The 10,348-nt window shown below is 67.5% G+C and carries 8 protein-coding genes; 6 read left to right on the top strand and 2 right to left on the bottom strand.

Going from position 1 to position 10,348, the window contains the following annotated elements; genetic code table 11:
* Positions 1–125: 125 nt before the first annotated feature.
* Positions 126–557 carry an SRPBCC family protein gene (locus tag A5781_RS09625; protein ID WP_067204128.1) on the top strand — a complete coding sequence of 144 codons (432 nt, stop codon included), beginning with the start codon at positions 126–128 and terminating at the stop codon, positions 555–557.
* Positions 558–634: 77 nt separating this feature from the next.
* The gene (dnaE, locus tag A5781_RS09620; RefSeq protein ID WP_067204124.1) at positions 635–4,168 is read left to right on the top strand and encodes a DNA polymerase III subunit alpha; all 3,534 of its coding nucleotides are present in this window, start codon (positions 635–637) and stop codon (positions 4,166–4,168) included.
* Positions 4,169–4,205: 37 nt separating this feature from the next.
* On the opposite strand, the gene A5781_RS09615 is transcribed toward dnaE, so the two are convergent.
* Positions 4,206–5,135, bottom strand: a complete 930-nt coding sequence (locus A5781_RS09615; protein ID WP_067204121.1) for an MBL fold metallo-hydrolase — start codon at positions 5,133–5,135, stop codon at positions 4,206–4,208.
* The gene (locus A5781_RS09610) at positions 5,132–5,578 is read right to left on the bottom strand and encodes a PPOX class F420-dependent oxidoreductase (RefSeq protein WP_067204118.1); all 447 of its coding nucleotides are present in this window, start codon (positions 5,576–5,578) and stop codon (positions 5,132–5,134) included. The genes A5781_RS09615 and A5781_RS09610 overlap by 4 nt, the downstream gene beginning before the upstream one ends.
* 54 nt (positions 5,579–5,632) lie before the next feature.
* Between A5781_RS09610 and A5781_RS09605 the strand changes: the two genes are divergently transcribed.
* Genes A5781_RS09605 through A5781_RS09590 form a run of 4 tightly spaced genes read left to right on the top strand, consistent with a single transcriptional unit; the run spans position 5,633 to position 10,292 of the window.
* Complete coding sequence (locus tag A5781_RS09605) at positions 5,633–6,022, top strand: helix-turn-helix domain-containing protein (RefSeq protein ID WP_067204114.1); 390 nt, start codon at positions 5,633–5,635, stop codon at positions 6,020–6,022.
* A 14-nt stretch (positions 6,023–6,036) separates the two neighbouring features.
* Positions 6,037–6,516: a VOC family protein gene (locus A5781_RS09600; RefSeq protein ID WP_067204111.1), complete on the top strand. Its 480-nt coding sequence runs from the start codon at positions 6,037–6,039 to the stop codon at positions 6,514–6,516.
* A 60-nt stretch (positions 6,517–6,576) separates the two neighbouring features.
* The gene (fadD11, locus tag A5781_RS09595) at positions 6,577–8,403 is read left to right on the top strand and encodes a fatty acid--CoA ligase FadD11 (protein ID WP_067204108.1); all 1,827 of its coding nucleotides are present in this window, start codon (positions 6,577–6,579) and stop codon (positions 8,401–8,403) included.
* A complete protein-coding gene (locus A5781_RS09590) occupies positions 8,400–10,292 on the top strand; it encodes a lysophospholipid acyltransferase (protein ID WP_067204105.1) in 1,893 nt (630 codons plus the stop codon). Before fadD11 ends, A5781_RS09590 begins: the two co-directional genes overlap by 4 nt.
* Positions 10,293–10,348: the final 56 nt, after the last annotated feature.

Raw genomic sequence — 10,348 nt, 5'->3', positions numbered from 1 at the left:
TATGCGATCGTCGGCAGCGTCAGATGTGTATAAGAGACAGGCTGCGAGGCGGGCACAAAGCCGCATCCCTCCGTTCGGGGGCGTAAGTGGCGGATGTGACAAAGCGGCCGCGCTAGGCTTCGCTCATGGCCGCTGTTGACCTGACCGCCGACGTGCCGATGACGCCGCAGGAGATGTGGGAACGTGTCTCCGACCTGTCGGACCTGGGTGACTGGCTGGTCATGCACGAGGGCTGGCGCAGTGAACTGCCCGAGGAGCTCAGCGAGGGCGTCCAGGTGGTGGGCGTGGCCCGGGCGAAGGGCTTCCGCAACCGGGTGACGTGGACGGTGACCACCTGGGATCCGCCGCATCAGGTGGCGCTTTCGGGGTCCGGCAAGGGCGGCGCCAAGTACGCCGTCACGCTCAGCGTGCAGGCCGTCGGGGACGGATCGACGCTGGGCCTGCGCCTCGAGCTGGGCGGGCGCGCGTTGTTCGGCCCGGTCGGTTCGGCGGCGGCCCGCGCCGTCAAGGGGGACGTGCAGAAGTCGTTGAAGAACTTCGTCGAGCTGTACGGATAATCGGGTCCAAGAAACCCGAGACACACTTCGCGACACGCCCGAACGGCGTCGGTGCGCAGTCATAGACTGGCGTCCCTATGAACCAGTCGTCCTTCGTGCACCTGCATAACCACACCGAGTACTCGATGCTGGATGGGGCCGCGAAGATCTCGCCGATGCTGGCCGAGGTGGAGCGGCTGCAGATGCCCGCGGTCGGGATGACCGACCACGGAAACATGTTCGGCGCCAGCGAGTTCTACAACGTGGCGACCAAGGCAGGGATCAAGCCGATCATCGGGGTCGAGGCGTACATCGCGCCGGGCTCGCGCTTCGATACCCGGCGCATCCTGTGGGGTGACCCGGGCCAGAAGTCCGACGACGTCTCGGGCAGCGGTTCCTACACGCACCTGACGATGGTGGCCGAAAACGCCACCGGGCTGCGCAACCTGTTCAAGCTGTCGTCGTTGGCCTCCTTCGAGGGCCAGCTCGGCAAGTGGTCGCGCATGGACGCCGAGATCATCGCCGAACACGCCGAGGGCATCATCGCCACCACCGGCTGCCCGTCGGGGGAGGTGCAGACGCGCCTGCGGCTGGGGCAGGACCGCGAGGCGCTGGAGTCGGCCGCCAAGTGGCGCGAGATCTTCGGCGCCGACAACTACTTCCTCGAGCTGATGGACCACGGGCTGTCCATCGAGCAGCGGGTCCGCGAGGGCTTGCTCGAGATCGGCCGCAAGCTGGGCATCCCGCCGCTGGCCACCAACGACTGTCACTACGTCACCCGCGACGCCGCCCACAACCACGAGGCGCTGTTGTGCGTGCAGACCGGCAAGACCCTCTCGGATCCGAACCGGTTCAAATTCGACGGCGACGGCTACTACCTGAAGTCGGCCGCCGAGATGCGCCAGCTCTGGGACGACCAGATTCCCGGCGCGTGCGACTCGACGCTGTTGATCGCCGAGCGGGTGCAGTCTTACGACGACGTGTGGGCACCGCGCGACCGGATGCCGATCTTCCCGGTGCCCGAGGGGCACGACCAGGCGACCTGGCTGCACCACGAGGTGATGGCGGGACTGCGGCGACGTTTCGGATCCGGCGTCGGTCAGGACTACATCGACCGGGCCGAGTACGAGATCAAGGTCATCTGTGACAAGGGCTTCCCGTCCTACTTCCTGATCGTCGCCGACCTGATCAACTACGCGCGGTCGGTCGACATCCGGGTGGGGCCCGGGCGCGGTTCGGCGGCGGGCTCGCTGGTGGCCTACGCGCTGGGCATCACCAACATCGACCCGATCCCGCACGGCCTGCTGTTCGAGCGGTTCCTCAACCCCGAGCGTCCGTCGGCGCCCGACATCGACATCGACTTCGACGACCGTCGTCGCGGCGAGATGGTGCGCTACGCCGCCGACAAGTGGGGCCAGGACCGCGTTGCCCAGGTCATCACCTTCGGCACCATTAAAACCAAAGCGGCGCTGAAGGATTCGGCGCGGATCCATTACGGGCAGCCCGGCTTCGCCATCGCCGACCGGATCACCAAGGCGTTGCCGCCGCCGATCATGGCCAAGGACATCCCGCTGTCGGGTATCACCGATCCGGCGCACGAGCGGTACAAGGAGGCCGCCGAGGTGCGCGGCCTGATCGAGACCGACCCCGACGTCCGCACCATCTATCAGACCGCGCGCGGCCTGGAGGGGCTGATTCGCAACGCCGGCGTGCACGCCTGCGCCGTGATCATGAGCAGCGAGCCGCTCACCGAGGCCATCCCGCTGTGGAAGCGGCCGCAGGACGGCGCCATCATCACCGGCTGGGACTACCCGTCGTGTGAGGCCATCGGCCTGCTGAAGATGGACTTCCTGGGCCTGCGCAACCTGACGATCATCGGTGACGCGCTGGAAAACATCAAGGCCAACAGGGGAATCGACCTCGACCTGGAATCGGTGCCGCTGGACGACAAGCCCACCTACGAACTGCTGGGCCGCGGCGACACGCTTGGGGTGTTCCAGCTCGACGGCGGCCCGATGCGCGACCTGCTGCGCCGCATGCAACCAACCGAGTTCAACGACATCGTCGCCGTGCTGGCGCTGTACCGCCCCGGCCCGATGGGCATGAACGCCCACAACGACTACGCCGACCGCAAGAACAACCGACAGGCGATCAGGCCGATTCATCCGGAGCTCGAGGAGCCGCTGCGCGAAATCCTCTCGGAGACCTACGGTCTGATCGTCTACCAAGAGCAGATCATGTTCATCGCCCAGAAGGTCGCCTCCTACACGATGGGCAAGGCCGACGCGCTGCGCAAGGCGATGGGCAAGAAGAAGCTCGAGGTGCTGGAGGCCGAGTACAAGGGCTTCTACGATGGCATGACCGCCAACGGCTTCTCCGAAAAAGCGGTGAAGGCGTTGTGGGACACCATCCTTCCCTTCGCCGGCTATGCATTCAACAAGTCGCACGCCGCCGGCTACGGCCTGGTCTCCTACTGGACCGCTTACCTGAAGGCCAACTACCCGGCCGAATACATGGCCGGCCTGTTGACCTCGGTGGGCGATGACAAGGACAAGGCCGCGGTCTACCTGGCCGACTGCCGCAAGCTGGGCATCACCGTGTTGCCGCCGGACGTCAACGAGTCCCTGGTGAACTTCGCCTCGGTGGGGCAGGACATCCGGTTCGGGCTGGGCGCGGTGCGCAACGTCGGCGCCAACGTGGTGGGCTCGCTGATCAAGACCCGCAACGAGAAGGGCAAGTTCACCGACTTCTCCGACTACCTGAACAAGATCGACGTCTCGGCCTGCAACAAGAAGGTCACCGAGTCGCTGATCAAGGCGGGCGCGTTCGACTCGCTGAGCCATGCCCGCAAGGGCCTCTTCCTGGTGCACACCGACGCCGTCGATTCGGTGCTGGGCACCAAAAAGGCCGAGGCGATGGGGCAATTCGACCTGTTCGGCGGCGACGAAGGCTGCACCGAATCGGTGTTCACCATCAAGGTGCCCGAAGACGAATGGGAAGACAAACACAAGCTGGCCCTGGAGCGGGAGATGCTCGGCTTGTACGTGTCGGGGCATCCGCTCAACGGCGTGGCGCACCTGCTGGCCGCCCAGGTGGACACCCAGATCCCGGCCATCCTCGACGGTGATGTCCCCAACGAGACCCAGGTGCGGGTGGGCGGCATCCTGGCGTCGGTCAACCGGCGGGTCAACAAGAACGGAATGCCCTGGGCGTCAGCGCAACTGGAGGACCTCACCGGCGGCATCGAGGTGATGTTCTTCCCGCACGCGTACTCCACCTATGGCGCCGACATCGCCGACGATGCGGTGGTGCTGATCAACGCCAAGGTGGCCATTCGCGACGATCGCATCAGTCTGATCGCCAACGAGCTTGTGGTGCCGGACTTTTCCAACGCCCAGCCGAACCGGCCGATCGCGGTCAGCCTGCCCACCCGGCAGTGCACCGTCGACAAGGTCAGCGCGCTCAAGCAGGTGCTGGCGCGCCACCCCGGCACCTCCCAGGTGCATCTGCGGCTCATCAGCGGTGACCGGATCACCACCCTCGAGCTGGACGCCTCGCTGCGGGTCACGCCGTCACCGGCGCTGATGGGGGACCTCAAGGAGTTGCTCGGCCCCGGGTGCCTGGGCAGCTAGCCTCGCGGCCGAGTGTGAAGCTGGCCGCACTCGCGCACTAGGCGGTCAATCCCAGCGCCGCCTGATGGTCGTGGGTGGGGATGATCGTCACCGCATGGCGCGCCAGGTGCAGCCGCTGCAGCGTCCGGAAGGCTTCGTCGCGATCCTCGTCCACCAAAATGCCTGGGTAGCTGGACTTTTGACGGACCTTCTCGATCTGCAGCCAGTGCCAGGCCGCGTCGCCGGCTATCAGGATCCAACCGCGCCCGGTGTGGGCGAGCACTCCGATGCTGCCGGGGGTGTGGCCGGGCAGGTCGACCAGCAGGACGGAGTGGTCGCCGAACACGTCGCGGCTTCGGGTGAAGGTCAGCACTGGAGGGCCGTCCAGCTCGTAGTCGACGACAGGCCGTCCGCGCAGCGAATCGCGGACGCCGCCGACCGGCGCGACGGGGCCGGACCCGATCCAGTCGCGTTCGGTGCGGTGCAGGTGAACGGGGAGGTCCGGCAGATCCAGCAGGCCCGACACGTGATCCCAGTGCGCGTGGGTCGGCAAGGCGAAATCCAATACCGGCGGCTCCGGCAGCCGGGTCAGGGCCATGACCGTGGGAACGGTGTCGGCGGGCGGGCGGACCGCCACACGCAGCACTGCGGGTAGTTGGGCGATCGCCCGCCGCTCGACGTCGCGGCACACGGCCGGGTCGACGATGAAGGTGGCGTCCGGATGGCTGACGATGAACGAGGTCATCGAGTTCCCGACGCGGCCCGGCGTGAACGTGCCCTCGACGATCGCCGCGGTCGGCACCGAGCGCGGCACCTGGGGCAGCGCGGTCACCGTGACGGTGCGCCGGGGCTCGGGCAGTCCCGCGTCGGCGATGCTGCGCAGGAACCTGCGGTCGGGCCGTCTGGGCCGCACCGCACCCCAGACCAATCCGGTTGCGGCGGAGCAGCATTGGCGCAGGCTGGGGGAGCGGACGGGATCGTGCGTCATGGCACGTCCACCCGGACGATGACACTGTCGGGCCACACCCCGCCGTCGCGCGCGCGGCTCAGCTTCTCGCGAACGCACAGGTCTTGGTGAACGTTGGTGACGCCCGGGACCTTGATCAGCGGCACGATGTTCCACTGCCAGCCATACCGTTGGTGCAGGACGTGGTTGGCCCGCTCGGCGTCGTCGCCCGACAGGATGGTGGCGCGGCCCGCCAACGTCTTCGCGCCCGGACGGACCCGGCCGCGATGGTCGCAGGCGGTGAGTTCGACGTCGCGGCGCGTGGTCAGCCGCCTGGTCTTGGGTCCCACCTTGGTGCGGAACACCAGTGCGTCGCCGTCCAGCCCGAACCAGATCGGGGTGTCGACGGGCGTTCCGTCGCGGCGGAACGATCGGAGCAGCGCGTAGCGTGCCGCGCCCAGCCCGTTGAGTGAATGTGTGTGCATGACTCCAGTCAACGACTTAGAGTTGGCTCTAAGTCAAGCGTCAAAGGAGGGCCGATGAGTCCACGGCTGACGATCGGCGAGGTGGCGCGCCAGGCCGGGGTCGCGGCGACCACGCTTCGGTACTACGAACAGATCGGCTTGGTGCCGCCGCCTGGGCGGCTGGGCGGGCAACGCCGCTACGACGATTCGGTGCTGGCCCGGCTCGAGGTGATCCGGCTCTGCAAATCGGCCGGCTTCGCGCTGGAGGAGATCCAGCTGCTGTTCGCCGACGACGCACCGGGGCGGCCGGCCAGCCGCGCCCTGGCCGAGGCCAAGCTTGCCGAAATCGATGCCCAGATGGAGTGCCTGGCCCAGGCCCGGGCGGTCATCGAGTGGGGCATGCGCTGCACGTGTCCCTCAATTGACTCGTGTACCTGTGGAATTCATACCGCGTTGCCCGCCTGAGCAAAGGAGCTCCCATGAGTCAGCCGCACACCATCGCCGTGCAGAACTTCTCCCACGTGTGCATCGGCGTCTCCGACATCGAGGCGTCGCTGGCGTTCTACACCGCGGTGCTGGGCATGGATGTCGTGTTCGACGTCGAACTCGACGGGGCCGCCCTTGATTCGGTGACCGGCGGGGCCGCGCAACGCGGGCGCATGGTCGGCGGGCTGATCGGTGCCGCCATGGTCGAGCTGCTGTCGCTGGGCGCGGTCCCCGACTGCCCGAGCGGGCCGCACCTGGGCTACACCAACATCTCGTTCCGGGTCGACGACGTCGACGCCACCTTCGACGCCGTTCGGCGCGAACATCCCGACGTCCGGGCCGAGCCGCCCGTCGACATCGGCGGGGTGCGGATGTTCTTCATCTATGACCCCGACGGCACCCCCATCGAACTGGTGGAGTTGCCCGCCGGCATATCGAGCACGCTGCAGCTCTGGCGCCCGGATCCAGCATGATCCATTCCGCGTCCCCGATCACGGACGTACGCTCACGAAGGCAGAGCTGAGAGGACACCCATGACGACAGCCGAGCGCCCGGTCACCCTATGCGAGGCATTCCAGCGCAGCGCGTCGATCGATCCGGAGGCCGTCGCGCTCCGCACGCCCGGCGACACCCAGACGATGACGTGGAGCGAGCTTGCCGCGCAGGTACGGAAGGTCACCGCTGGCCTGGCCGGCCTGGGGGTCGGGCGGGGCGACACGGTGTCGCTGATGATGGCCAACCGCGTCGAGTTCTACCCCTTCGAGATCGGCGCCCAACACCTCGGCGCCACTTCGTTTTCGGTGTACAACACGCTGCCCGCCGAGCAGCTGACCTACCTGTTCGACAACGCCGGCACAAAGGTCGCGATCTGCGAGGAGCAGTACGTGGACCGCATCCGCGCCAGCGGCGCGCCCATCGAGCACATCGTCTGCATCGACGGTTCGCCGCCCGGCACCATTTCGGTGGACGACCTATACGCCGCCGCGCAAAAGGATTTCGACTTCGAGGCGACCTGGCGGGCGGTGCAGCCCGACGACGTCGTCACGCTCATCTACACCTCCGGGACCACCGGAAACCCCAAAGGTGTGGAGATGACCCACGCCCATCTGCTGTTCGAGGCGTATGCCCTCAACGCCGTCCTCCCGTCCCAGTTCGGTGACCGGGTCACGTCGTACCTGCCGACGGCGCACATCGCCGACCGGGTGATGGGTCTCTACGGCCTGGAAGTATTCGGCGCCCAGGTCACGGTCGTCTCCGATATCCGCGCCATCGCCGCCGCCCTGCCCGACGTGCGGCCCACGGTGTGGGGCGGGGTGCCGCGCGTGTGGGAAAAGCTCAAGGCCGGAATCGAATTCGCCGTCAGCAGCGAGACGGACGAGGTCAAGCGTCAAGCCTTGCAGTGGGCGATGTCGGTGGCCGGCAAGCGCGCCGCCGCGCTGGTGGCCGGCGAGCCGATGCCGGACGAGCTGGCCGCCGAATGGGCGCAGGCCGACGAGTTGGTGCTGTCAAAGCTGCGCGAACGGCTTGGCTTCGGCGAACTCCGTTGGGCCGTCTCAGGCGCGGCTCCGATCCCGAAGGAGACGCTGGCGTTCTTCCTGGGTATCGGCATCCCCATCGCCGAGGTCTGGGGGATGTCGGAGCTGAGCTGCGTCGCCGCCGTCAGTCATCCGCGCGACGCGCGCCTGGGCACCGTCGGCAAGCTGCTGCCCGGGCTGGAGGGCAAGATCGCCGACGACGGCGAATATCTGGTGCGCGGTCCGCTGGTGATGAAGGGCTACCGCAAGGAACCCGCCAAGACCGCGGAGGCCATCGACGCCGACGGCTGGCTGCACACCGGCGACATCATCGACGTCGACGACGAGGGCTACCTGAGGATCATCGACCGCAAGAAGGAGTTGATCATCAATGCGGCCGGAAAGAACATGTCGCCGGCCAACATTGAGAACACCGTGCTGGCCGCGTGTCCGATGGTCGGCGTGATGATCACGATCGGTGACGGGCGGTCGTTCAACGCCGCCCTCATGGTCTTCGACGCCGAATCGGTCGGGCCGTACGCGGCCCAGCACGGCCTGGCCGACGCGTCGCCCGCGGCCCTGGCGAACCATCCGGAGGTCATCTCCCGGATCGCCGCGGGGGTGACCGAGGGCAACGCCAAACTGTCACGGGTGGAACAGATCAAGCGTTTCCGGATACTGCCCGAGCTCTGGGAACCTGGGGGAGACGAGATCACGCTGACCATGAAACTCAAGCGCAAGCCGATCATGACGAAGTACGCGAGCGAGATCGAGGAACTCTACGCGCCCGAACTGCACCCGGAGGTGCACGAGCCGTCGGCGGCCGCGACGGTGCAGCCGGCATGAGCGGGGGACCGGGGGCGACCGCCCGCGAATTCGGCCGGGCCGGCGTGCGGAAGTTGCTGCAGCGCACCGGCATTGTCGAGGAGTCGACGACACCGCTGACGACCGACCCCGTGGAAGTCGTCCAGCTGCTCGCCGCCCCGTGGTATGACGAGCGGCTGAGTGGGCTGGCCGACGAGCTGGGGCGCGACCTGGCGAGCGTGCGCGCCGAGGCCGCGTGCTACCTGCGGGAGATGGCGCCCTCGCTGGACGAGCGGGCGGTCAGGGCCTGGCGCAGCTTCAGTTGCTGGCTGATGCGCGCCTACGACGTGCTGGTCGACGAGGACCAGATCGCGCAGCTGCGCAAACTGGATCGCAAAGCGACGCTGGCGTTTGCCTTTTCGCATCGCTCCTATCTGGACGGCCTGCTGCTGCCGGAGGTGATTCAGGCCAACCGGCTCTCGCCCGCGCTCACTTTTGGCGGGGCGAACCTGAACTTCTTCCCGATGGGCGCCTGGGCCAAGCGCACCGGCACGATCTTCATCCGGCGTCAGACCAAAGACATTCCCGTGTACCGGTTCGTGTTGCGCGCCTACGCGGCCCAGCTGGTGCAGAACCACGCCAACCTCACCTGGTCGATCGAAGGCGGCCGCACCCGGACCGGCAAGCTGCGGCCCCCGGTCTACGGGATCCTGCGCTACATCAGCGACGCCGTCGACGAAATCGACGGACCCGAGGTGTATTTGGTCCCCACCTCGATCGTGTACGACCAGCTGCACGAGGTCGAGGCCATGACCACCGAGGCGTACGGTGCCACCAAGCGGCCCGAGGACTTCCGTTTCCTGATCCGGCTGGCGCGGCAGCAGGGTGAGCGGCTCGGCCGCGCGTACCTGGACTTCGGCGAACCGCTGCCGCTGCGCAAGCGCCTCGAGGAGCTGCGCGCCGAGGAGTCCGGCGCGGGCACCGAGATCGAACGCATCGCGCTGGACGTCGAACACCGGATCAACCGCGCCACCCCGGTCACCCCCACCGCGGTGGTGAGCCTCGCGCTGCTGGGCGCCGACCGCTCGTTGTCCATCAGCGAGGTGCTGGCCACCGTGCGGCCGCTGGCGAGCTACATCGCGGCGCGGAACTGGACGGTGGCCGGCGCCGCCGACCTGACGAATCGCTCGACCATCCGTTGGACGCTGCATCAGCTCGTCGCCTCGGGCGTGGTCAGCGTGTATGACGCCGGCACCGAACCGGTTTGGGGCATCGGGGCGGACCAGCACCTGGTCGCCGCGTTCTACCGCAACACGGCCATCCACATCGTGGTCGATCGCGCGATCGCCGAGACGGCGTTGCTGGCGGCCATCGAAGACGCCGAGGGCTCGGTGGACGGGCTAGTGCAGCCGACGCGCGTACGAGACGAGGCGCTGGCCCTGCGCGAGTTGCTGAAATTCGAGTTCCTGTTCTCCGCGCGCGCGCAATTCGAAAAGGAGCTCGCCGACGAAGTGCGCCTGCTCGGGCGGGTGGAAGACACGAGCAAGGCCGCCAGCGCGGCCGATGTACGCGGGCTACTGGAAAAGGCCGACCTGCTGTTGGCGCACCTGGTGTTGCGCCCGTTCCTGGACGCTTACCACATCGTCGCCGACCGGTTGGCCGCCTACGAGGACGAATCATTCGACGAGAACGCGTTTCTCGCCGAATGCCTCGAGGTCGGCAAGCAGTGGGAGCTGCAGCGCAGGATGGCCAGCGCCGAGTCGAGGTCGATGGAGCTGTTCAAGACCGCGCTGCGGCTGGCCCGGCACCGCGAGTTGGTGGACGGCTTCGAGGACCTGGATATCGCGCGGCGGCGGCGCGAGTTCGCCGACGAGATCGCCACCGCCGTCCGGCGGGTCAACACCATCGCGGGCCTGGCCGGGGCGCGGTAACCAACGCTTCGCTCGCATGCGCTATGACTTGACGGACAACGTCTGCCGCAAGCAGC

Source organism: Mycobacterium sp. 852002-30065_SCH5024008 (genome assembly GCF_001665645.1).
GTDB classification, from domain to species: domain Bacteria; phylum Actinomycetota; class Actinomycetes; order Mycobacteriales; family Mycobacteriaceae; genus Mycobacterium; species Mycobacterium paraffinicum.
Note: the sequence above shows the minus strand (reverse complement) of the source record. Positions and strands in the feature narration are given on the sequence as shown.

Excerpts from the sequence above, each read along its gene's own strand:
- dnaE (WP_067204124.1), top strand. The coding sequence starts at position 635 with ATGAACCAGTCGTCCTTCGTGCACCTGCATAACCACACCGAGTACTCG.
- A5781_RS09615 (WP_067204121.1), bottom strand. The coding sequence starts at position 5,135 with ATGACGCACGATCCCGTCCGCTCCCCCAGCCTGCGCCAATGCTGCTCC.
- A5781_RS09610 (WP_067204118.1), bottom strand. The coding sequence starts at position 5,578 with ATGCACACACATTCACTCAACGGGCTGGGCGCGGCACGCTACGCGCTG.
- A5781_RS09625 (WP_067204128.1), top strand. The coding sequence starts at position 126 with ATGGCCGCTGTTGACCTGACCGCCGACGTGCCGATGACGCCGCAGGAG.
- fadD11 (WP_067204108.1), top strand. The coding sequence starts at position 6,577 with ATGACGACAGCCGAGCGCCCGGTCACCCTATGCGAGGCATTCCAGCGC.
- A5781_RS09590 (WP_067204105.1), top strand. The coding sequence starts at position 8,400 with ATGAGCGGGGGACCGGGGGCGACCGCCCGCGAATTCGGCCGGGCCGGC.
- A5781_RS09605 (WP_067204114.1), top strand. The coding sequence starts at position 5,633 with ATGAGTCCACGGCTGACGATCGGCGAGGTGGCGCGCCAGGCCGGGGTC.
- A5781_RS09600 (WP_067204111.1), top strand. The coding sequence starts at position 6,037 with ATGAGTCAGCCGCACACCATCGCCGTGCAGAACTTCTCCCACGTGTGC.